At 39.7% G+C, this 21,990-nt stretch carries 26 protein-coding genes; 20 read left to right on the forward strand and 6 right to left on the reverse strand.

Going from position 1 to position 21,990, the window contains the following annotated elements:
* Positions 1-104 precede the first annotated feature (104 nt).
* The 4 genes from AC0YOD_RS09515 (at position 105) to AC0YOD_RS09530 (ending at position 2,740) form a co-directional block, all read left to right on the forward strand.
* Positions 105-572, forward strand: coding sequence for a GNAT family N-acetyltransferase (locus tag AC0YOD_RS09515; protein ID WP_475799026.1), 468 nt, complete (start codon positions 105-107; stop codon positions 570-572).
* A 17-nt stretch (positions 573-589) separates the two neighbouring features.
* On the forward strand, positions 590-985 hold the full coding sequence (locus tag AC0YOD_RS09520) for a VOC family protein (protein ID WP_475799027.1): 396 nt from the start codon (positions 590-592) through the stop codon (positions 983-985).
* A 45-nt stretch (positions 986-1,030) separates the two neighbouring features.
* Positions 1,031-1,342 (forward strand): ArsR/SmtB family transcription factor, encoded by a 312-nt coding sequence (locus AC0YOD_RS09525; protein WP_475799028.1) that lies wholly within the window; start codon positions 1,031-1,033, stop codon positions 1,340-1,342.
* Between the two features lie 237 nt (positions 1,343-1,579).
* The gene (locus tag AC0YOD_RS09530) at positions 1,580-2,740 is read left to right on the forward strand and encodes an MFS transporter (protein ID WP_475799029.1); all 1,161 of its coding nucleotides are present in this window, start codon (positions 1,580-1,582) and stop codon (positions 2,738-2,740) included.
* A 30-nt stretch (positions 2,741-2,770) separates the two neighbouring features.
* Here AC0YOD_RS09530 and AC0YOD_RS09535 read toward each other — a convergent pair whose 3' ends face one another.
* Positions 2,771-3,391 carry a hypothetical protein gene (locus tag AC0YOD_RS09535; protein ID WP_475799030.1) on the reverse strand — a complete coding sequence of 207 codons (621 nt, stop codon included), beginning with the start codon at positions 3,389-3,391 and terminating at the stop codon, positions 2,771-2,773.
* Positions 3,392-3,498: 107 nt separating this feature from the next.
* Between AC0YOD_RS09535 and AC0YOD_RS09540 the strand changes: the two genes are divergently transcribed.
* Positions 3,499-4,512, forward strand: coding sequence for an NADP-dependent oxidoreductase (locus AC0YOD_RS09540; RefSeq protein WP_475799031.1), 1,014 nt, complete (start codon positions 3,499-3,501; stop codon positions 4,510-4,512).
* Positions 4,513-4,615: 103 nt separating this feature from the next.
* Positions 4,616-5,251 (forward strand): GNAT family N-acetyltransferase, encoded by a 636-nt coding sequence (locus AC0YOD_RS09545; RefSeq protein ID WP_475799032.1) that lies wholly within the window; start codon positions 4,616-4,618, stop codon positions 5,249-5,251.
* Between the two features lie 168 nt (positions 5,252-5,419).
* Here AC0YOD_RS09545 and AC0YOD_RS09550 read toward each other — a convergent pair whose 3' ends face one another.
* Positions 5,420-6,643 (reverse strand): MFS transporter, encoded by a 1,224-nt coding sequence (locus tag AC0YOD_RS09550; RefSeq protein ID WP_475799033.1) that lies wholly within the window; start codon positions 6,641-6,643, stop codon positions 5,420-5,422.
* Positions 6,644-6,700: 57 nt separating this feature from the next.
* Positions 6,701-7,405 carry a FadR/GntR family transcriptional regulator gene (locus AC0YOD_RS09555; RefSeq protein WP_475799034.1) on the reverse strand — a complete coding sequence of 235 codons (705 nt, stop codon included), beginning with the start codon at positions 7,403-7,405 and terminating at the stop codon, positions 6,701-6,703.
* Between the two features lie 248 nt (positions 7,406-7,653).
* Here AC0YOD_RS09555 and AC0YOD_RS09560 point away from each other — a divergent pair, with 248 nt between their 5' ends.
* Positions 7,654-8,145 carry an RrF2 family transcriptional regulator gene (locus tag AC0YOD_RS09560; protein ID WP_475799035.1) on the forward strand — a complete coding sequence of 164 codons (492 nt, stop codon included), beginning with the start codon at positions 7,654-7,656 and terminating at the stop codon, positions 8,143-8,145.
* Positions 8,146-8,195: 50 nt separating this feature from the next.
* Positions 8,196-9,104, forward strand: a complete 909-nt coding sequence (locus AC0YOD_RS09565; protein ID WP_475799036.1) for an NAD(P)/FAD-dependent oxidoreductase — start codon at positions 8,196-8,198, stop codon at positions 9,102-9,104.
* A gap of 46 nt (positions 9,105-9,150) precedes the next feature.
* Here the strand turns inward: AC0YOD_RS09565 and AC0YOD_RS09570 are convergent, their stop codons facing one another.
* Positions 9,151-9,555 (reverse strand): hypothetical protein, encoded by a 405-nt coding sequence (locus AC0YOD_RS09570; RefSeq protein WP_475799037.1) that lies wholly within the window; start codon positions 9,553-9,555, stop codon positions 9,151-9,153.
* Positions 9,556-9,775: 220 nt separating this feature from the next.
* Here AC0YOD_RS09570 and AC0YOD_RS09575 point away from each other — a divergent pair, with 220 nt between their 5' ends.
* From AC0YOD_RS09575 to AC0YOD_RS09590, 4 genes are all read left to right on the forward strand, one after another.
* A complete protein-coding gene (locus AC0YOD_RS09575; RefSeq protein WP_475799038.1) occupies positions 9,776-11,026 on the forward strand; it encodes a chitinase in 1,251 nt (416 codons plus the stop codon).
* 294 nt (positions 11,027-11,320) lie between these two features.
* On the forward strand, positions 11,321-12,013 hold the full coding sequence (locus AC0YOD_RS09580; RefSeq protein WP_475799039.1) for a DUF7002 family protein: 693 nt from the start codon (positions 11,321-11,323) through the stop codon (positions 12,011-12,013).
* 127 nt (positions 12,014-12,140) lie between these two features.
* Positions 12,141-13,364 (forward strand): amidohydrolase, encoded by a 1,224-nt coding sequence (locus tag AC0YOD_RS09585; RefSeq protein WP_475799040.1) that lies wholly within the window; start codon positions 12,141-12,143, stop codon positions 13,362-13,364.
* A 283-nt stretch (positions 13,365-13,647) separates the two neighbouring features.
* A complete protein-coding gene (locus AC0YOD_RS09590) occupies positions 13,648-14,742 on the forward strand; it encodes a winged helix DNA-binding domain-containing protein (protein WP_475799041.1) in 1,095 nt (364 codons plus the stop codon).
* Between the two features lie 2 nt (positions 14,743-14,744).
* Here the strand turns inward: AC0YOD_RS09590 and AC0YOD_RS09595 are convergent, their stop codons facing one another.
* The gene (locus tag AC0YOD_RS09595) at positions 14,745-15,059 is read right to left on the reverse strand and encodes an antibiotic biosynthesis monooxygenase family protein (protein ID WP_475799042.1); all 315 of its coding nucleotides are present in this window, start codon (positions 15,057-15,059) and stop codon (positions 14,745-14,747) included.
* Between the two features lie 369 nt (positions 15,060-15,428).
* Between AC0YOD_RS09595 and AC0YOD_RS09600 the strand changes: the two genes are divergently transcribed.
* A complete protein-coding gene (locus AC0YOD_RS09600) occupies positions 15,429-16,019 on the forward strand; it encodes an MSMEG_1061 family FMN-dependent PPOX-type flavoprotein (protein ID WP_475799043.1) in 591 nt (196 codons plus the stop codon).
* A gap of 113 nt (positions 16,020-16,132) precedes the next feature.
* Here AC0YOD_RS09600 and AC0YOD_RS09605 read toward each other — a convergent pair whose 3' ends face one another.
* A complete protein-coding gene (locus tag AC0YOD_RS09605; protein WP_475799044.1) occupies positions 16,133-16,528 on the reverse strand; it encodes a winged helix-turn-helix transcriptional regulator in 396 nt (131 codons plus the stop codon).
* Between the two features lie 116 nt (positions 16,529-16,644).
* Here AC0YOD_RS09605 and AC0YOD_RS09610 point away from each other — a divergent pair, with 116 nt between their 5' ends.
* From AC0YOD_RS09610 to AC0YOD_RS09640, 7 genes are all read left to right on the forward strand, one after another.
* Positions 16,645-17,658 carry a zinc-dependent alcohol dehydrogenase family protein gene (locus tag AC0YOD_RS09610; protein WP_475799045.1) on the forward strand — a complete coding sequence of 338 codons (1,014 nt, stop codon included), beginning with the start codon at positions 16,645-16,647 and terminating at the stop codon, positions 17,656-17,658.
* Positions 17,659-17,831: 173 nt separating this feature from the next.
* Complete coding sequence (locus AC0YOD_RS09615; RefSeq protein WP_475799046.1) at positions 17,832-18,239, forward strand: DUF6855 family protein; 408 nt, start codon at positions 17,832-17,834, stop codon at positions 18,237-18,239.
* A gap of 369 nt (positions 18,240-18,608) precedes the next feature.
* A complete protein-coding gene (locus AC0YOD_RS09620) occupies positions 18,609-19,265 on the forward strand; it encodes a DUF421 domain-containing protein (RefSeq protein ID WP_475799047.1) in 657 nt (218 codons plus the stop codon).
* A gap of 152 nt (positions 19,266-19,417) precedes the next feature.
* Positions 19,418-19,948, forward strand: a complete 531-nt coding sequence (locus AC0YOD_RS09625; protein WP_475799048.1) for a GNAT family N-acetyltransferase — start codon at positions 19,418-19,420, stop codon at positions 19,946-19,948.
* Positions 19,949-20,361: 413 nt separating this feature from the next.
* Positions 20,362-20,868 carry a MerR family transcriptional regulator gene (locus AC0YOD_RS09630; protein WP_475799049.1) on the forward strand — a complete coding sequence of 169 codons (507 nt, stop codon included), beginning with the start codon at positions 20,362-20,364 and terminating at the stop codon, positions 20,866-20,868.
* On the forward strand, positions 20,865-21,314 hold the full coding sequence (locus AC0YOD_RS09635; protein ID WP_475799050.1) for an SRPBCC family protein: 450 nt from the start codon (positions 20,865-20,867) through the stop codon (positions 21,312-21,314). The genes AC0YOD_RS09630 and AC0YOD_RS09635 overlap by 4 nt, the downstream gene beginning before the upstream one ends.
* Positions 21,311-21,742, forward strand: a complete 432-nt coding sequence (locus AC0YOD_RS09640) for an SRPBCC family protein (RefSeq protein WP_475799051.1) — start codon at positions 21,311-21,313, stop codon at positions 21,740-21,742. The genes AC0YOD_RS09635 and AC0YOD_RS09640 overlap by 4 nt, the downstream gene beginning before the upstream one ends.
* Positions 21,743-21,990 lie beyond the last annotated feature (248 nt).

The raw sequence follows: 21,990 nt of genomic DNA on the forward strand, positions 1-21,990 counted from the left end.
GACTGCATTATAGAGTTTTTTTGTTTAATACTTCAAGTCAAATTATCCCAGTATATGGTATGATTATAGGAAATATTTTAATAGATATGTGTTTGGAGGTACTTATGGAGATTTCATTGTATGAAGCAGGAATTGATGATGCATCTGCCATTCATGAATTACAAGTTAAATCTTTTATGCCCTTATTGGAAAAATATCTGGATTATGAAACAAGCCCAGCAAATGAATCTGTAGAAAGAATTGCTGATCGAATTAATCAATCTTTCACAGACTACTACATAATCAAATATTCAGATATATCTATTGGCGGGATTAGAATTGTCAAAATGGACAATAAAAGCTATCGTGTCAGTCCGATTTTTATTTTACCAGAATATCAGGGTAGAGGAATTGCTCAAAAGGTCTTTGAATTAGTTGATGGGATCTATAACGATGCGAAAAAGTGGGAATTGGATACGATCTTGCAGGAGCAAGGGAACTGTTACTTATATGAAAAGCTAGGTTTTAAAAAAACGGGAAAGACAAAAGTTATTAACGACAAAATGACTTTAGTATATTATGAAAAAACATAGTATAAGGAGTGGTTAAAATGGAGTGTGGAAGAATTATGGAGATTGCATACAATGTGATTCCTGTTGCGGATGTCAAAAAATCCGGGGAATGGTTTGCAAAACATTTTGGTTTCAATATTAGGAATGATAGAGGAACTGAATTAAGTTTATTCAAGGATGATCGACCTATAATTGTTTTAACGGAATCAGACAATGACACAAGAGCGGTATTTGAAGTCAATGGGCGGACTAGATGGGTTGTTACGTTCTATACGGATAACATTAAAGCATTACATAAGAGATTATCTTCAGAGGGTGTAACGGTTAGAAATATGAGTGATGAAGGTATATATGGTAAGTTTTTTGTATTTGAAGACTTGGATGGAAACCTATTTGATGTATGGGAGAATAAAGATTGTGAGTTAAATTTTTAAATAATATATGTTTACAAATCTAGATTTATAGATATAATTTTGTGTATGGAACCTTCATTGATTTATAAAGCACTGTCGAATGAGACACGCCGTCAAATTATGCTATGGTTAAAGAAACCAGAGGAGTATTTTGATGAAGCGAAATATGCTGAACAGGGTATCTCATTCAAAGTTGGCGTATGTGTAGCAGATATTCAAGCTAAGTCGGGACTCGCGCAATCGGTTATATCTAGTTATTTGTTAACTCTGCAGACAGCAGGGCTGCTTCAATCTGAGCGCATTGGGAAGTGGACCTATTACCGCCGGAATGATAAAACAGTACTAGAATTTTCCGATTATATTCGAAATGAATTGTAGAGAGGAGGGAGCTTTTTTTTATTTAATCATATCTAAATATACAGATATGTAGGATAAAGTGTAGGAAGATAGAGAAGGCGTTTTTTCGTTCATATCATGGATTTCATTAGTGCTCTCAAGTAATTACACATTGCAAGTGTGATTGATTAGTTGCTTTACAAACATTGATGGTTTTAATATCTATAAATCCAAATATATAGATCATAATTCACGAACAGAAACGGAGATTGATTTACATTGAAGAAGGTTAATCCATTCCTTATATTTATACTAGCTTTAGGTGTCTTTGGCATCATTACAACGGAAATGGGAATCGTAGGTGTTCTACCTGAAGTTTCTCGCAAATTTCATATCTCGACTTCCGAAGCCGGATTATTAGTAAGTGTGTTTGCTCTCGTCGTTGCGATTTCAGGACCCTTTCTAACGTTAGTTGTATCTGGAATAAATCGAAAAGTCATTCTATTAATCGCAGTACTTATGTTTGCAATATCAAATTTGGTTTATGCCTATACTACAATATTCAATGTGATGCTGCTTTTCCGTATCATACCTGCCATTTTTCATCCTGTTTTCTTTTCTGTAGCTCTCGTTACGGCTAGTAAACTTGTCTCACCAGAAAAAAGCGGTAAAGCAATCACGCAGGTTTTTGCAGGCATTACAGTCGGATTTGCATTTGGAGTGCCACTGACATCCTATCTTGCAGAACAAATTTCCCTAGAAGCAGGATTTTTATTTAGCGCAATTGTAAGCCTGATTGCTTTCGTAGGGATATTCATTTGGCTTCCTTCTATGCCTGTTAAGGAAAGAATGACATATGGCGAGCAGCTGAGTATATTAAGAAAACCACAATTATGGGTAAATATTGCGACAGTCATGTTTACTTTTGCAGGTATGTTCTCTGTGTACAGTTATTTTGCCGAATATCTCGGTCGTGTAACAAAAATGGATAGTTCCTGGATTAGTGCCCTGTTGATGGCATTTGGTTTAGTTATGATTTTAGGGAACTATTTATTTGGATTTCTTTTGCAAAAGAGCATGATTAAAACCGTTATGATTTTTCCTTTAGCCTATATCGTATCTTATTTACTTGTATATTATTTGGGATCTTCTTTCATTCCAATGATTATAATCATACTGATTTGGGGAACTGTCCATTCTGGAGGGTTAATTGTAAGCCAAACGTGGCTTACTATGGAGGCGCAAGAAGCTCCTGAATTCGGCAATAGTTTGTTTATCTCATTTTCAAACCTTGGAATTACGTTAGGAGCATCGATTGGAGGTTGGTTTATCTCTCAATGGGGGATACATCAGCTCATTTGGAGTGGCATCTTATTTTCATTGCTTGCTTTCTCTATGATTATGATAAAACTCAAATGGCTAAAAAATAGACTCACTTGAAACCTATTTTGAATGAGAACAATATAGAACTTAAGGGGCTGATAAACCGATCGAATTGGCAACTTGGACTAACATATTCGGTGTAATTCTGTTTTCCATTCTCTTATCAATCCAAAGACAATATTGCCATCCATTTTTCTCAAAAACAAGTGCATTAACACGCCCTCTGAACATTGTGCCATATACTGCAGTCATTCCTGTTTCTAATGTGTATTTTTGGATGACATCATTTTTTTGAATATGATCTTCACTTCCATCTTTGTACCGCCGAATATCAATTGTAAAATGGTTAGGTTCTTGAATAATGCGAGTATCAGTAAGATATTCAATGTTTAAATGATCATTAATAATATTGGTTTTATCTATATTGCATTGACCAAAGGCATGCGTAAAAGTCACAGGCAGAAGTACGACAGGGAGCTCGATGTTTCTCTTAAAATAGTTTTCACATTGACATACAGCATCATCAATGGACTGATAACCGTACTTTATAAACATTTTCTCAAAGGGCTCTGGTTCATGTGAAGGTGACCAATAAGCGTGTATCGGAGTTGCGCTTACAAAAAAGAATGAAAATAAAAACAGAAGCAGTTTGCTTTTCATTATCTCACCTGTTCCTTTTTTACATTTAGTCTTTCCAAAAAATTGCATTTATTTCAATACCTTTTCATTTAGAATGATCCAATAGTCAGTAAGTGGATATACATGCATGCTAATGGGGAACTTATGGAGAAAACAGATGAAGAGAGTGAAATCGAATGACTAGTCAAACTATAAACCGTACGATTGTATTGCGTTCACGTCCTACAGGTATGCCTACAGAACAAACCTTTGAATTCAAGGATGCCCCAATTAGGGAACCAGAAGAAGGACAAGTTGTTGTCCGCTCGCTCTATTTATCTGTGGATCCATACATGCGAGGCCGAATGAGTGACGCCAAATCGTATATTGAACCATTTCGTCTTGGTGAGCCAATCGTTGGAGGAGTTGTTGGCGAAATTACAGCATCCAACTCCGATCAATTTGCTGTGGGTGACAAGGTTATGGGCATGTTAGGCTGGCATTTGTATAATGTGGTAGATGCAAAATTACTGCGTAAGCTTGATGAGAAGCTTGCACCTCTGTCTGCTTATTTGAGTGTGCTTGGACTAACGGGACTTACTGCATATTTTGGTTTGTTGGATATCGGAAAACCGAAAGATGGAGAGACGGTTGTCGTTTCCGGCGCAGCAGGTGCTGTTGGTATGATTGTCGGTCAGATTGCTAAGCTGAAAGGGGCTCGTGTTGTTGGTATTGCAGGCTCCGATGAAAAAACTAAATTTTTGAAGCAGGAAATCGGCTTTGATGAGACCATAAATTATAAAACAGTTGAAAATTTAGATCAGGCTCTTCAGAAGGCTTGTCCCGATGGGGTTGATGTCTACTTTGATAATGTGGGTGGAACGATCTCTGATTGGGTTATGAATTTGCTTAATACTCATGCGAGAATCGCTCTATGCGGAGCCATATCCTCATATAACAGCACGGATGGAGACCTTGGCCCACGTATTCAGACGAAACTTATAAAAACCCGTTCACTCATCAAAGGCTTTGTACTTGGTGATTATATGGATCGGTCGAACGAAGGGGTTGTGGCTCTGGGGAGATGGCTTACTGAGGGCAGATTGAAGTATGAAGAGACAATCGTAGAGGGCTTTGATCAGGTTCCACAAGCATTTCTTCAATTATTTGAAGGTAAAAATATTGGGAAGATGCTTGTCAAAATAAACTAAAAATACATCCTTCATATAGTCTCCATTTGCCCCTTTCCCTGTAATGAATTATGCTTGTAGGGAATAAATAATGTTACGAGGTGGAACTATTTGTAGTACATTGTTGAAAATCGAACGAGAAGACATTCCAAAGGCCGCCAGTGTTATGGCTGAAGCGTTCGCTAAGGATGATCCGTTGTACGAGCATATTTTACCGGATGAAAGCACGAGGCTTCGCGTATTGAAAATCTTTTTTCATCGCTATATCGAAATGCTTTATCCCTATTCCGATTTGCTGACAACATCTGAAAACTACGAGGCTGTTGCACTTGTATTCCATTCAGATCGTGAAGCAGGTACATTTCGATCCAAGGTCAAGTATATGAATCTGATTTTACTTGCCGTTATGAAATCAGCTCCGATTTGTAGAATCATTGGGCTGCGCGGTTTCGTTAGAGGCATAACCATTTTGAAAAACATGAATTCCTCGTGGTTAACGATGCTTGGTGATCAGTCCTATATGCATCTCGATATGCTTGTTGTACAAGAAAAATATCGTGGGCAAGGTTATGTATCGAAAGTAATGAAACCACTGCTCGCTGAATGCCGCCCCAAAAATCTCGTTTGTACGCTTGAGACGCAAACATTGAGTAATTTGCCTATATATGAGCATTATCATTACCGAACGGTGAAGGTCATTCCGCTGCCAAACAGTTCACTCGAACAGTATTGCATGGTGTATATACCAACGGGTGCTTAATGGCTATTTACCAAAAATAATAAAAAAATATCCGAAGACGTTGGGTTTTCTACCTGACGTCTCTTTTGCATACATTTAGAAAAAAAGATGTGCTAAAGGAAAACGAAGAAAAGGAGAAGCCTATTAAGGCTACTCCTTTTCCATTTCAAGCTCTCTATTTCAAACTTTTCATTTTCCAGCTATCTTCTTATCGGAAGGCAGGAATACCGCCAGCAATCCAAGGAGAGGTAAATATGCACAAATTTTAATGATATAAGCAACACTCGTTGCATCCGCAACTGATCCTAATACAGCAGATCCAATCCCGCCTAGACCAAAAGCTAATCCGAAGAACAATCCAGCTACCATTCCGACTCGACCTGGCAGCAACTGCTGCGCATACACAATGATAACCGAGAATCCAGACATCAGAATCAAACCGATACACGATAACAGGATGATCGCTATAGTAGGGTTAGCATAAGGCAGGAGCAAGGAGAAGGGAGCCGTCCCTAGAATGGAGAACCATATTATATTTCTTTTGCCGAATCGATCTGCAAGCGGGCCTCCAAAAAAGGTTCCAACCATTCCAGCAAACAAAAGTACGAATAAATAAAGCTGTGATTCCTTTATTGTTAATCCAAACTTTTCGATGAGAAAAAAAGAATAATATCCGTTCATACTAGCTAGATAAACAAATTTGGAAAATAGCATTACAATCAATATCGATACGGATAAGGCAATAAGTCCTTTATCTAATCTCTTTTCTTTGGTAATGACAGATTTACTGCTTGTTTTCATTTTCCGATGCGTCAAATCCTGCTGGTACCATCTCGCCACACGGAGCTGCACTATTACAGCTATTGCTGCAAACAAACTAAACCAGATCAAGCTTTTTTGACCATATTGCACAAAAATAACAGCTGTTAATACAGGCGCTATTGCCTGACCTGTATTTCCGCCCAGCTGAAAGATAGATTGAGCTAATCCTTTGCGAGTTCCGGAAGCCAAGTGCGCGACTCGTGATGCTTCAGGATGAAGCACTGCGGAGCCTATGCCGATTAAAATGACGAACAAGATTAGTACGGTGAAGCTTTTTGCATAAGCTAATCCAGTAACGCCTATCATTGAAAAAACGACGCCGGCTGGAAGTAAATAAGGTGTAGGCTTAGAATCTGTGTACATCCCAATCAGAGGTTGAAGCAGGGAGGCGGTAATGTTTAACGCAAAACCGATCAAGCCAATTTGACTAAACGTAAGGTTCAAGGATTCATGCAGCACAGGGAACATCGAAGGGATAACAGATTGAATCGTATCATTCAAAAAATGGACAAAGCTAACTGCAAATAGGATCGAGAATGCCATCGTGTTCGCTTGTCGTTCTATCGTTTGAGCACCAGTTTGAATATTCATTTTCATCTCTCCTAAATCATTCATCATATCATCAGACGTTTAAGTGCGAAAAAAAGCTTAACGAAGTAATAGCTCAAGCTCTCTTTTCGATCCTTCCAAATGCTCCAACGTACTTGCTACAGCAGCATCCATATCTTGGTCCCGAATTGCTTCATACAGCCTAACATGCTGTTCCGTGTAATGATTATTAAGCTCTGGATCCTCAGTATGCTTACTAATTGCAATTCGCAATACTTCCGAGAACGTTCGGTACAAGTCAACGGTGACGGGGTTTTTCGTTGCCGCTGCAATAGCCAGATGAAAAGCGATATCCTCATCATGATAGCTTGCAAATTCACCTGCCGCCAAATGTTTATTGCGAAGCTCTAGATGTTCATGAATGAGCTTTAAATCATTCATATCCCTGCGTTTAGCTGCTTGTTTAGCAATTTCAGTCTCCAGCATTAATCGTACCTCATACACATCTAGCACCTCTGCTCGGCGCAACCTGTAATCGAGAGACTCTTGTTCGACTGTCGCACCAATAACGAAAGTACCATGACCTTGACGTTTGACCAATAAACCTGCGTGGACAAGAACCCGAACTGCTTCACGGATCGTCGATCGACCAACACCAAATTGGTTCATCAATTCCGGCTCTGTAGGAATTTGAGCGCCAACAGGTAGTTCGCCAAGTGAAATCTTGTTCTGAAGCTGTTCTACAACGTCATCAACGATTTGACGACGCTGTACAGCTTGAAATGAAACACGTCCTGAATTCATCAGATGATCTCCTTTTTGCATATTTTTGCTATTATATCAGATTCCTTTCAAAAAAATCCATATTTTTTTTTACTTTTATCAGATGAAACAAAGGAGGACTATTATCTCTTCAATTACTAGCTATCAAATTAGTACAGAGGTGAACAGACAATTTGCTCGTATAACTTGAATAATGAATCCGAAAGATCTATAATGGACATTGCGGATCTATAATAGATTAAAGGTTGTATTAAATGGAGGTGTTTCTCATGCAATTTTCCAAAAGCACTGGTTATGCCCTGCATGCTTTAATTCATTTAGCCCATAAGAAGGGTGGTCAAAATGTAGGGATAAAGGAATTATCTGCTTCACTCGGCGTTTCGGAGAGTTATTTATCCAAAATCATGTCTAAGCTGAGGCAGGATGGAATTGTGCATGCTGTGACAGGTGCAAGTGGAGGTTACGAGCTAGCGAGAGCAGCTGATCAAATTACTTTTCTTGATGTTATTCAAGTTATCGAAGGCCGGCAGAATCTATATGATTGCTTCAATATAGATGAGCAGCATCACCATTTGTTTTTTGATGCGGAAGCATTGGAATCTGATACCACTTATGATCTAGATAACAAAGAATGTTTAGTGAAAAAGGTAATGACCGGTGCCGAGCAGCATATGAATCAATATTTACAGGAGCATACACTCCAGTGGGTTCTTGATTCTTCAGCTTTTGATCGCAACGATGTAAGAACCAAGAAGGATTAACCTTCTTGCGCCTTTATTATAGATATTAAAGATCCAGGAGGATGGTTATAATGAAGAAACGTATTGATGTAGCTATTATTGGCGGCGGACCAGCAGGAATGAACGCAGCCCTTGTACTAGGAAGAGCAAGAAAAAGTGTGGTAATTATCGATGAAGGTAGACCGCGTAATCGAGTTACTCGTGAAACCCATAACTTTCTTACGAGAGATGGTACTAGTCCAAGTGAATTTCGGCGAATTGCGAAGGAGCAGATCAAAGCTTATCCCTCCGTGCATGTAGTAGAGGAAGCTGCTGAAGCGATTACGGGAACCGATGGATATTTTCAGATTACGACTGCAAAGGGTATGGTTTATCAGAGTAAAAAACTACTCTTTGCAGTAGGTAAGAAGGACATGCCGCTGGAAATAGACGGTTTGACTGAAGTGTATGGTAAAAGCGCCTTTGTCTGTCCTTATTGTGATGGCTGGGAATTAAGAGATCAACCGCTTGTCTTAATCGTTAAAGGTGCGCAAGCGATGCACTTGGCGAAAACAATTGCTGGTTGGAGCAGTCAATATACCATTTGTACGAATGGTCCTGATGAATGGACGGAGGAACAACGCGAGACACTTAAGAAACATAATGTTTCATTCTTTGATTCACCAATTCAGCGAATCGAATCTAATGCTGGCATGGTAGAGCGAGTTATTTTGGAGGACGGCAATGAAATTCCATGCACAGGGATTTTCTTTGCGCCGAAGCTTGTTGCTGGATCAGAATTGCCAAAATCATTAGGCTGCCAAATGTCGGAAGCCGGGACGGTTATCGTCGATGGCTTTGGAAAAACGAATGTATCGGGAGTCTACAGTGCTGGTGATGCTGCATCTGAGCTATATCAGGCGATTACTGCTGCTTCATTAGGGGCATTGGCTGCTGTTGCTATAAATATGGAGTTGCTGGATGAAGCTTGGAATAGTTAGATTAGAGATTAGGCGTATAAAGATTACAAAAAAAAGATGAAGCAGGTCATTCTGCTTCATCTTTTTCTTGTGGAACCTTATACATAACATAATTTCTAGTCCACATTGTCCCCGTTACAACGATTCGTTCTTCATGTTCATTTTTGAAAAAGATGCCGGCTCCTTCATAGTAGTCATATTTCAAACCTTGCTTTTCCATTTCTTGAATGATTTTGTCTTTTCCATCGCCTTGATTCCCTTTAAACCCATACCAGTAATACTCGTTGTTATTAGCTAATTCAACAAGCTGATCATTACTTTTTTTCATTTTCTCAACCACTATCTTCTTGGAAGCCTCTTCAAAAGGAAGGTTTGGGTAATAGGATTTATTAACGTATACCCATAGTCCGAACAGGATAATTACGACTAGAATGAAGCTTGATAAAATGAAAATGATTTGTTTTGTTTTCATGAACACGAGTTCTCCTTGTTATTTAAAGTGTTTTATTGACCCTAACAAAGTTATTTACTTAATATGGATTCCGATATATTTATGACGTGTTATTTACTAATTAAGTTTCAATAAATTATACAAAAACATTATTTTGGTAATTTAGAACTATATGAAAGGATAATATGGATAATATATTATACTGTTGAAATCCAATTCAAGATAAAAGAGGAGAATGCACGTGTCTAAATGGAATTATTTTCTATCGGGAAAAGTGCTTCATCGAACGATCTGTTTATCGCTGGGAGCTGTATTGATGACAGTGCCTCTCTCAGTCTCAGCCGCAGAAACAAAAGCGGGAACAGAGCAGAAGAGTGGGGGAAGCCAGACTGTTGTAAAAAATGAAACGATTTACAATGGAAGCGTCCTTGCTGTAGGTGAAAACCATTTTCTAACTCTCAAGGAGATTGAGAAGATCTGGGATGGTATTGATCCTGAATATAAACCAGACCAGGCCGTTGATGCGGTTAAAGCCGTGCTCCCTAAAAACGAATACGAAGAATTATTTCCAAATCGTCTAGGTTCTCCCGAGTGGTTTAAAGTAGCTAAAGGCAAGGAGTATTATAAAGAAGATCAAACGGATTATTTTTCTTATGAAAATCTTATTGCAGCTGTAACGGAAGTATCCAATATAAAGCTAAAGGTTAGTACTCGCAAAGGTACTAGCGCTCAGGAAATTCATAGATTTGATAAGGATGCAAGAATTGAGACACTGATTTCTCGTTCCTCTGACTTTAATTCAGCGGAAAATAAGAAGAAAGAAATTGAAACCGTTATCATTGATTTCGGCACGTTCTTGAAGGAAGGATTCAAGAAGGATCGTAAGCGTGAGCTTGCTGCATTTCTAGCGAATCTTGCACATGAGACCGGCGGTGGGTGGGCAACTGCTCCGGGTGGTGAATTGAAATGGGGACTGTTCTGGAATGAGAATATTGCAGGCAGAACGGGCGTCAATACATCCACTTTTGTAGATCCAGCAACGAGTGAGCTCTATCCAGGTGTGAAGGATAAACGCTACTATGGACGCGGACCTATCATGATGAGTTGGAATTTCAACTATGGCTTGTTCAGCTCCATCATTTATGGAGACAAAAATGTACTCCTAAGCAAACCGGAAATCGTTGCAGCAGACGGAAAAGTAGGCTTTATGACAGCGATCCTATTCTGGATGACACCACAAGCACCGAAGCCTTCTGCTCATGATGTTATTATTAATAAATGGAAGCCTTCGAAGGCAGATATTGCGAAGGGCCTTGGCAAGCCAGGCTTTGGTATTACGATCATGGTTCTTAATGGCTTAGAAGCTAATCTAGGCGAGACAGAAGGCAGCTCAGTTAAGCGCCGTGCTGGTCACTATCGCGATATTACAGAAAGAATGGGTGTAGATATTACTGGCGAGAAAATCGATACATTAGGCATGAAGCCATTTTAAGGAATGCAGTTAAAAAGAGGTGAACTAGAATGCTACATTCTGGTTCACCTCTTTTTTTTTGAAGTATAACAGCAGTATTCAGTTTCTGGACTCTTTGTGTATGCTCTATCATGACAATGGAATCTCATAAATCGACATAATTAGCGACAGAAGGAAGGACAAAAGTAATAGGAAAGGAAGCAGTTAGGAGTAAGTTGAAGCGAATTTATAAGTAGCGTTCAACATTTGAATGTTTGAAATCCTCTAGATATTGGAATCATATGGATAACAAAACCGAATCGAAGGCGTGGAAAAATGAATGTTGAAGCGATTCATTTAATAACAAAAGGGAAGAATAGAAAGCTTCTTTATCATTTTACAAGAGTAAGCAATTTAGCGGCAATAGCACATTACAATGCATTATGGTCCAGCTTAAAAATTAACCCATCTTCTATTGGAGATCGGCGATTAGTTGCTGTGGATGTTTTGGATTTTCAATATTCCATTACAATAAATGCTCATCTCAGGATCCCTGATGGGATGATAGATAGTGAGACCACACAGGAAATATTTCGATCATGTCTAGATAGACATGTGTTTTTTTGGCCTACATTAAAGGATTGTCAGAAAATGATGAATACTTACGCACGTAGAGAACCGGAGGAAGGTTTTGCTGTTTTGGCCTTCGATGCCTATTCATTATTATCTGAACATGATTCAGCAGTCAAACTAACGAAATATGACTCAGGCAGCTCACCGCGGTTTCCTCATCTTTGTTCATATAGGAAGAGTCCAGAAATGTTTTTGCCATTAGCTTTGTTTAAGATCCAATTAAATAATACAGTACCTACAAAAGTGTCTGAAATAAAAGAGATACTCGTAGAAGATGAAGTTAGCAGCGTATCAAAATATTTACGATCGATTTACGTAAAAGATTGTGCAAGTGTACCGTTGTGCTGGAGAGAACTGGCAATGCCGATTGATGATTTGAACAGGGAAGAGATTTAGAAGCTATCATGTAGTTGTCAGTGAAGATTAAATAATTTTGATTGGACAGCATGATCCAAAGCTATCATACTTGGTTATAGGAGTAAGGAATATTAAAAGCAAGTACGATGGAAAAGGATGGGATAACATGTTGAGTGCTTCATATTGGCTAACGAACGTAAAATTAGAGCATGGTTATGTCATGGAAGATGGGCAGGTTACTGGCACTCAAACGAAGATTTGTCATATTCGAATTGAGGATGGTGTTATCGCAGAAATAAGTGCGAACATGACGGAGCACCTTAGCAACCTTCCAAAATACGATTGTAAAGAGTTACTAATGCTGCCTTCATTTGAAGAAGCGCATATACATTTAGATAAAACGTATTTTAATGCGCCATGGAAAGCTGTGAAACCTATCTCAAGCATCTTCGAGCGAATTGAGGAAGAGAAGGTATTACTGCCTAAGCTCTTGCCTACGGCGAAACAACAGGCTGAGAGTATATTGACGCTTATTCAACAATTTGGCTCTACACATGTTCGAAGTCATTGTAATATTGAGCCTGTAAGCGGGCTGCGTCGTTTAGAAGCAACAAAGCAAGCATTGGACACGTTTTCGGGTAAAATTTCTCATGAGATTGTAGCTTTTCCGCAGCATGGACTTCTTCGTTCTGATTCTGCCCAGCTTATGAAGCAATCGCTGCAAGAAGGCGCAACTCATGTAGGAGGCGTTGATCCTCACACGATTGATGGTGATATCGAGAAGTCACTTCAGACAATGGTAGAGCTTGCGGTGATGAATCATGCAGGCATAGATATTCACTTGCATGAAGGCGGACAAGCAGGAAAACAAACGCTAACACGGTTAGCTGATCTGACTGAGGAAGCTGGACTTCAAAATAAAGTGACGGTTAGTCATGCCTTCTGGTTTGCAAGCGCAGAGCAGCAAGAATCGGAGAGAATAGCTGAACGAATGGCTTTGCTGGGAATGTCAATTGCATCGACCGTACCGATTGGCAGAACGATGATGCCGCTGCCTATGCTGCACAAAAAAGGGGTTAAAGTGAAGCTTGCGACAGACAGTCTAACAGACCACTGGTCTCCTTTTGGCAATGGGGATCAATTGGAGAAGGTAGGACGATTTGCAGAATTGTATGGTTGTAATGACGAAAAATCATTGTCTCAGTCTCTCAGTTTTATTACAGGAGGCCTAACGCCGCTGAGTCATCAGGGTGATCAATTGTGGCCAAAGGCAGGAGATGAAGCAAGCTTCGTATTGGTTCATGCTAGCTGTTCAGCAGAAACGGTGGCAAGAAGAGCTAAGCGGCAGATGGTATGCTACAAAGGGCGAATGGTAAGCGGTTCTTTATAAATAAACAAAAGCAGCTCTATCTCTTATGTAGATGGGCTGCTTTTGCTCTAAATCTCTAACCATTGTTTGCATCTATAAATCAAATCTCCTGTATACTTACGGATACATTCAGATGGATTGAAATCTGAGAGCCATATATCATTATCGGCTAAGCAAAAGATGACTACAAATGATCTGTTAGCATTTTTCCAATACATGTTCCAAATATTTGCTTTTCCATATCGTCTATCATAATATTTTTTTAAAAGATAATTGTGTCAGATAGAGCTGGGAGGCTTTAAAGATGAATGATCAAATGATTCCTTATAGACGCTTGTACAATCTTCACATAAGTGGAGGGAGGCTTGATACGCCTGAACAAGTCGTGAAGCAGCTAGGGTGTATGCAAGCTCAAGATTATCATCAAGCGGTATGGGCAGTTGGTTTGCGAACAAACGCTGGGACCTTAGCGGATATTGAGCAATCCATTGAGCAAGGTAAGCTCATACTAACTTGGCCAATTCGCGGAACCATCCATTTTGTATCCCCGGAGGATGTTAGGTGGATGATTAAGCTTTCCGCTACGCGTACTCAGACGCAAGATAACCGCAGGATGGAGCAATTAGAGCTCAATCAAGGAATTATAGATCGCTGCAAACAGATCTTTTATAACGTACTACATGGCCATAAGCGAATATCACGGGATGAACTTATGCAATTGTTGGAAGAATCGGGTATCAGCACGTATAATCAACGTGGTTATTTTATATTATGGTACTTGGCTCGGACAGGCTTCATTTGTATAGGACCGAAGCAAGGTAAACAGCAGACCTTTGTATTGTTGGATGAATGGGTGCCATACACCAAAGAATTATCTTTAAACGAATCACATGTTAAGTTGGCACAACGTTATTTTACAAGTCATGGACCAGCTACTGTTCATGATTTTGCATGGTGGGGAGGCATTACGCTCTCGGATGCTAGAAAAGGAATGGAAGGTATTGAATCCCAGCTAGTCTCAGAGAAAATTGGGAACGGGGTGTACTGGGAGATTAAGCGTATCCAACGCGGGCCGTCAGATGCTGAGTCGACCGTTTACTTGCTACCAGGATTTGACGAGCATATGCTCGGCTATAAGGACCGAAGTTCCGTATTAAGAGCGGAATACGCACCGAGAGTTGTCCCTGGTAATAACGGCGTATTTATGCCGACCATTATCATCAATGGGCAAATTGTCGGCATATGGAAACGAACGATTAAAAGTAAAGGCATAGATATCGAGTTCATAGTATTTGAAGCCAAAGCTGACAGAAAAGAAAGCATATTAGCTGCTGCCGAGAGCTATTGCAGGTTTATAGGGCTCCCAATGGCTTCAACAACTTTTCAAGTAATGGAATGAATTTAGCTGGAATACTCTCGTTCAACTTTACAAATCTTGATATGATAGTTTTGGTACCATTCTTGCATACCTTTTTCTTGAGCAATTTTGTGGGCTTCATTCTGTTTCCAGTTGCTTATCGCCTCTAGGCTCTCCCAATAAGAAACGGTAATGCCAGATCCTGAAGAATCTCGAACACCTTCCACTCCTATAAAACCAGGCTGTTCAGCTGCGAGCTGCTCCATTTTATCAGCCATATTGCCATATCCGTTATCACCAGTAGTGCGTTTACTCGAAAAAATAACTGCATAATACGATCCCTTTGTTGTATGTACCATCATCATCAAGCTCCTTTAATCGCTATATGCTTTTGAAACTTATTCTAATTCACTTCAATTTGAATAAGCGTCATTATAGCATAGTTACAATCACGATTGAATAGTTGCATATGAAAAAAACTAGAATAAAATGAATAAGGTTTTCCTCTTTATTGTTATAGAAATACTAAAAAATATATTGACGTTTTATCGGTATTTTAACTGAATTGGGAAAATACAAGGATTCATTTCTCTGACCCTATGTGGTTATTTTTTCATTAAGTTCGATGTGGAATTCATAGTTCGACTTCAATCTGTTAAAATAAAAATAAAGATAGAAATAAAAATCATGATTTATGAAAACGTAGCGCCGATGGAAAGGATAATCCGATGAATGAATTATGGAAAGACGATATAATACGATCAGCTGATGAATTGAAGGAAATGATAGGAGCGCCTCATGAGGCGGTAGTTAAGAAGACAGTCAGCCAAGTTGATTCACACATAGAAAATTTTATCGCCCAATCACCACTGTTTTTTCTTTCTACTTCTGCTGCGAACGGTAGAGCAGATGTATCACCAAGAGGGGATCGGGCAGGGTTCGTAAAAGTGTTGGATAATAAAAGAATCGCTTTCGTTGATCGACCAGGTAACCGGCGTATCGATTCTATGCTCAATATGCTTGAGAATCCACAAGTAGGCATGATTTTTGTGATTCCACCATTAGAAGAAGTTCTTCGCATTAATGGACGAGCAACTCTAACTCGAAATGAAACATTCATTCATGAACTGCAAAGTGAAGGGAAAACAACTGGAATTGCTGTCATTATTGAGGTAGAGGAATGTTTTATTCATTGTCCAAGAGCCTTTAAGCAAGCGGGAATATGGAAACATGAGGAATGGCCGTCAAAAGAAAAGTTGCCGGTTACTATGGAAATGTTTAAGGCACATTTGCAGATGAACAATTATAAGAGTGAGTAAATATTTAGTCTAATAAGAGGAAAGCCTCGTCTATATGAGAGGCTTTTTTTTGATTTGCTTATAAAGACGAACTAAGGTGCGTTCTCTTTTCAGTTTAAGTGAAGTCATTCTTTTTATGTGATGGGATCTTTATCATTCAGTTGATCATATGCTGATCTTGCCTCTTGGACAAGTGAGTAATGAGCTGTAGTCCATAGCTTAAGCTGCCGCAACGGTTGGAGCAAGCTTTCACCGAGAGGTGTGAGTGAATACTCAACGATCGGAGGGATAGTTGGAGTTAAAACACGCAAGACTAGTCCGTCTCTTTCCAATTGTCGTACGGTTTGGGTCAGCATTTTCTTTGAAATACCCTCGATGCGTCTTCCCATTTCTCCATATCGGATACTTCCGTCTTCCAATGCGTAGATGACTAGCGCCGACCATTTATTGGATATGATTTCGAGTACTTTGCTATATGAGCAAGCAGATATAGAGATATCGGGCTTTATGTTATTAGCAGGAGATGTCATTAGTTTGTTCCTCCTATGCACTTTTTGGTTCTCTGGACACTACAAAGTGCCTACTTACCTGATTTTAGTTCATGTATTATTGTATGTCTATACCATTCAAAAAGGAGAGATTCTTCATGAAAGTATATACATTACAAGGTGGACTTGGAATTGCTCACCTTCAAGAAGTCCAACGCCCTATGCCCGTACCGGGTCCTAATGAAATACTGATCAAAATTCGAGCAGTATCGCTTAACTCTAGAGATTTAGGCGTAATTAATGGATTTTATAACTCGCATTTTTCAGAGCCATTTGTACCGATTTCTGATGGTGTAGGTGAAGTTGTTTCTATTGGAAACCAAGTGACAAGATTCAAATTAGGTGAACGAGTGAGTGGTATTTTTACTCAGAGCTGGATTAGCGGTTTGCCAACGAAAGAAAATTGGGTCAGCACACTAGGGTTCCCCTTGCAAGGACTGCTTGCAGAATATGTCCTTCTTCCCGAGAATGGATTAGTACATGTTCCAGATCATTTGACAGATGAAGAAGCTGCTACATTGCCATGTGCAGGTGTAACAGCTTGGCATGCTATCGTAGAGGAAGACAAAGTTAGAGCAGGTGAGGTCGTTGTTGTTCAAGGAACCGGTGGTGTATCTCTATTCGCACTGCAATTCGCTAAGCTTCATGGTGCAACTGTGATTATTACATCTAGTAGTGACGAGAAACTGGAACAGGCCAAGCGTCTCGGAGCGGATTTCGGAATAAATTACAAGCATACACCTGAATGGGATAAAAAGGTTCTTGAACTTACGAATGGCAGCGGAGCAGATCATATCGTTGATCTTGGGGGAGCAGCTACGTTGAACCGCTCGATTTCAGCCCTTCGTGTCGGTGGACGAATCAGTTTAATCGGTGGACTCTCGGGGTTCCATGTAGAGGGTTTTGATATCATTCCTGCTATTTTAAGGAAAGCTAAGCTTCAAGCAATAAACGTTGGCAGTCGAGACATGTTTGAGCAGATGAATCATGCTATTGAGCAGAACAAGCTTAGACCTGTTATTGATTGTGTCTTTCCTTTTGAGAAAGCTGTAGATGCGCTGCATTTCATGGATACCGGCTCATATTTCGGAAAAATTTGCATTACTTTCTAAGTGTTTCTTCATGATAATGATTGCTAATAAATAGCTCATTTGATAATGATCTTATTGAAATGTGTTTTTCCTTTATGAGGAGATATGATAACCTTGAATGGAGTTATTAAATGAACAGGGTTCTAGAATAGTAGAGCTTATTCAATTAAAAATAAAATGTTGGGGTTGAATTTATGTCTGCTAGTAAAGGTACAAAGGAAAATCCATGGCAATTAAAGACACCACCGGGTACTTCCGCATATGAGATGTATAAGGACGAAAAAGACGGCAATGAGATTATAGTTTGCACAGTAGGAAAAACGGTTTTACATTATGATTACCGCTGTATTGAGGATTTACATGCCATGCTTACAAAACATGGTGATTGGATGGTATTAGGCAGCGCTGATGAACAGAAACAAGCAAAAGAAGATACAGTAGAAGCATGGGGGCGTTCGTCCGAGAATCCTGTTGGTGGTTGGTATGGCTTAAAGAAAGGACTTCGTGGACGATTTGGAATGTACATCCCGCCGTTGATGGAAGAGCTGGGTCTTGCGGAAGTAGAGCATAATCCAAGAAATAATCGTATGAAAGCGATCTAGTAATGGGTTGAATCACAACTATTAATAAATATATCTATTCAGTCAATCGAATAGGAGCGAAGGATTATTTAAGATTATCGAGTGGAACCAAACCGCCTTATCTGAACTGCACCCCAATTGTTAGATACGAACTAACAATTGAAGGTGCAGTTTTTTCTATGATTAAATGAAACACCAAAAGGTTCATAGCTCTATACGTGGAGAGAATTGACAGTCATTTATTCTGGGCATGTGTAGCTCCGCTTGTCGATAATCGTAATTTTAGCTTCAACTGTTTATTCAGAAGCAGGTACGTGTAATAACTATTCAAGAAAGGGTTTCGCGAAAAACTTGCCCAATCTCACTCAGTTTCCATCAGGAGGTACAGCTATGGAGATATTTGTTACTATAGGCGTCAAGCTAATCATCAGCTTTTTTGCTTTGTGGATCATTACCTTTATAACAGGCCGCAAGACGCTCAGCCAATTGACACCGCTCGATTTTCTAACTTCTTTGATATTAAGTGAAATTGTCGGCAATACGATATACGATAGCGAGATAAAGATCTGGCATCTGCTGTTTGCTCTTTTCATCTGGTGTGTTTTATCCTTTTTGTTTGAAAAAGCGACTATTCATTTTGTGAAATTCGGGAATATGGCGGAAGGCCGGACTGTATTGCTTATTGACCGAGGCAAGGTGAATCAAGGTCTAATGGAAAAATACGATATTGAGTATACTCAACTGCTTTTCATGTTGCGCCAACAAAATATCTTCTCTCTCAGCGAAGTGCAGTACGCTCTGTTGGAGACGAACGGTTCTCTGTCGGTCATGCGCAAGTCCGAACATGAGCAATCAGAGGATCATTCTGCTTTTTCCATTACAGTTATAGATAAGGGCAGGCTGCTGGAAGAGTCCATGCGTGGCAGGCCGATGAAAAAGGAGCAGATTCAGGAATGGATCAGGGAGCAGGGGTATGACCGTATTGAGGATATTGCCTATGCCGAATATAAAGAAGATGGAACGCTTTATATCATTCCTAATAAATAACAAAACTATCAGATGAAACAATATCGGGTTAGCGTAGAGAAATCCTTTATGCTCTTGTATAATGATACTGACTTCAAAAATGAAGGGACTGAACTATGCGCAGATGTCAATATTTTAAACCTAACTATTAAAATATAATGGAGGTAAAAGTATTGATTACAGAGTTACATACAGAACGTTTACATCTAAGAAAAATGAAGATTTCAGATTCATCTAGCTTGTTTAAAATTTGGTCTGATCCAGATGTTACTAAATTTATGAATGTTAGTTGTTTTACTGATGAAGATCAAGCCAAAGAGATGATTAATATTCTTGATGATCTTTCTCGTGACAGTAAGGCAATTCGTTTCTCCATCATTAAAAAAGAGCCCAGTGAAATTATAGGTTCTTGTGGGTTTAATTCCATTGATTATGAAAATGAAAAAGCAGAAATTGGATATGACATGGCTAAATCATTTTGGGGAAGAGGATATGCTTCAGAGGCTATCTGTTCTTTGTTAGATTACGCATTCTCAACTTTAAAGCTGAATCGAATCGAAGCAAAGGTTGATCCCGAAAATGCGAATTCTATAAAGCTTTTGCAAAAGCTCAACTTTACGTTTGAAGGAACACTTAGACAATATGAAAAAGTAGAAGGAAAGTTTAACGATCTTAATATTTATTCTAAATTAATATCAGATTGATTTGATTTTCTGCCTTGAGTTAACTGGACACGAGGGTTAAATAAAGAGAGATCTGCTCAAAGAAGCTACTCCATTTGTTTGGAATGGCTTCTTTTTTTATAAAGACGTGAATGTTATGATCAAATCGTACTTTGTGCTTAAAAATGATACTCCGAGCCTTATCATTAATTGACGGCGAAATTTTCAAAAATATTCGAATAGAAACTTGGGATTTTCAAACGAATATTTCATAAGAAATAGCATTAATGAGCGCCGCGATGTAGTTTTGTCGTTAGACATAATAGCTTGTATTCAAAATCAGAAGCGGAAAAAATTCTTGTAAAGTTTCACGCTTTTGCTTGCACCTTACGTAACGTAATGTTTTACAATAGAGCTACCGGTACATAGCTAGCACCAAAGAGTGGAGATGGTTCATGAATAAACTTTGGAAGGTCGGAGATCTCGCCAAGCTTACAGGACTTACCATACGGACCTTGCGGTTTTATGATCAAATCGGGTTATTTTCTCCGTCGGGACATACGCAATCCGGTCACAGGCTGTACAATGATTTGGACTTGTCGCGATTGCACCAAATATTATCGCTTAAGGAGCTGGGGTTATCTCTCGAGGAGATTAAGTTGACCTTAATTGGCGGGCAGATCAGTCCGCTTGAGATCGTCAATTTACAGATAAACCAAATAAAGGAACAGATTAAACTGCAACAGAAATTATTGGAGCAGCTCAGACATGTATCTAAGCTTATGCAGGGCAAAGCTGAATTAACGGTTGAGGATTTCACGAGTCTTCTGCAAGCGATGAAAATGGGATTTGAGAAACCGATCATTGAGCGGCAAACGAGTTGGGAGCGTCATTTGGACCTGTTGGGGGACTTTCTTGCCGAAGAGAGCGGAGTTACGAAAAATAAGGAGGAAAATCAATGAATGAACGATTCGTCAAGCATGGAACCTTCGTCGTCGAGCGGACTTATGCCGCTTCACCGGAGAGGGTTTATCATGCATGGGCCGACCCGATTGCCAAAGCCAAGTGGTTTTCGAAGCCAGATATCTTCGATTTCCAGGTTGGCGGGCGTGAGTACAGCAGCGGCGGGCCGCCGGAAGGGCCGATCTTTACCTTTGACGCCAATTACCAAGAGCTTGTTCCAGAGCAGCGCATTGTCTATACGTACACCCTGGATTCTGACGGCATACGCATCTCCGTCTCGATCACAACGGTCGAGCTTATTAAGTTAGAAGAAGGTACGAAGTTGATTTTTACGGAGCAAGGTGTGTTCTTTGATGGACATGATACACCAGAAATACGGGAACATGGTACAAATGTTATGTTGGATGCACTGGGTAAGGTAGTAGAAGGGGAGTTTGGAACATGACTATAGGCGATAATGAACTTATTGCTATGCGCGAGTACGATATCCCGCGGGAGCTCGTGTTTCGTGCCTGGACAACTCCTGATCTGTTAGTCCAATGGTGGGGGCCGGATGGTTTTACAAATACGTTTCACGAGTGTGATATAAGGCCGGGAGGTACGTGGCTGTTCACTATGCACGGACCGGATGGCGTGGATTATCCTAACCATAACGTCTTTGTTGAAATCGTATCGCCAGAGCGGATCGTGCTTGATCATCTATCCGGCCACGAATTTCGGATAACGGCTACCTTAGAGGACTTTGAGGGTAGCACTAGGGTTACATTCCGTCAACTTTTCAAGGAAAAAGAGGAGTTTGAAAAAGTTAAGTCGATCTGCAAAGAAGCTAATGAACAGAACCTTGATCGGCTTGGTAAGCTGTTGGCTGAATAAGCCTGCTAGCTAGTTCAATTTAAATAAGCAGCGACCGATGAAGGAATCTGTCTCCGTATTAGGAGATAGATTCCTTCTTTTTATTTTGATGTATAAGGGGTTAAGGTAAAGCGTTGTTGCCCCTGACTGTATAACGGGCAAATTGTTCCCCGAAAGGCGAATATCACCTTTTTTTCGAGGGTGACAATTTTTAACTAGAGAGCAAAATCTATAAAAACGCAGCCATTAGTTAAAAAGTGTGGTTCGAA

It is taken from the genome of Paenibacillus sp. J31P13, from assembly GCF_056269295.1.